This is a genomic window from Stenotrophomonas sp. SAM-B, assembly GCF_013387485.1.
Classification (GTDB): domain Bacteria; phylum Pseudomonadota; class Gammaproteobacteria; order Xanthomonadales; family Xanthomonadaceae; genus Stenotrophomonas; species Stenotrophomonas maltophilia_AA.
In genome coordinates, this window is sequence record NZ_JABBXB010000058.1 from 1 (window position 1) to 426 (window position 426).

Here is a 426-nt window from a genome sequence, read left to right on the forward strand (position 1 = left end):
CTACAGGGGTATCTAATCCTGTTTGCTCCCCACGCTTTCGCACCTCAGCGTCAGTACCGGGCCAGTGAGCCGCCTTCGCCACTGGTGTTCTTGCGAATATCTACGAATTTCACCTCTACACTCGCAGTTCCACTCACCTCTCCCGGACTCAAGATCCTCAGTATCAAAGGCAGTTCTGGAGTTGAGCTCCAGGATTTCACCCCTGACTTAAAGACCCGCCTACGTACGCTTTACGCCCAGTGATTCCGAGCAACGCTAGCCCCCTTCGTATTACCGCGGCTGCTGGCACGAAGTTAGCCGGGGCTTATTCTTGCGGTACCGTCATTATCTTCCCGCACAAAAGAGCTTTACAACCCTAGGGCCTTCATCACTCACGCGGCATGGCTGGATCAGGCTTGCGCCCATTGTCCAATATTCCCCACTGCT

The 426-nt window shown here is 54.7% G+C and carries 1 rRNA gene; it reads right to left on the minus strand.

Annotation, left to right across the window (positions count from 1 at the left end):
• Nucleotides 1-426: ribosomal RNA gene (locus HH110_RS19225) — 16S ribosomal RNA — on the minus strand; the annotation flags it as partial.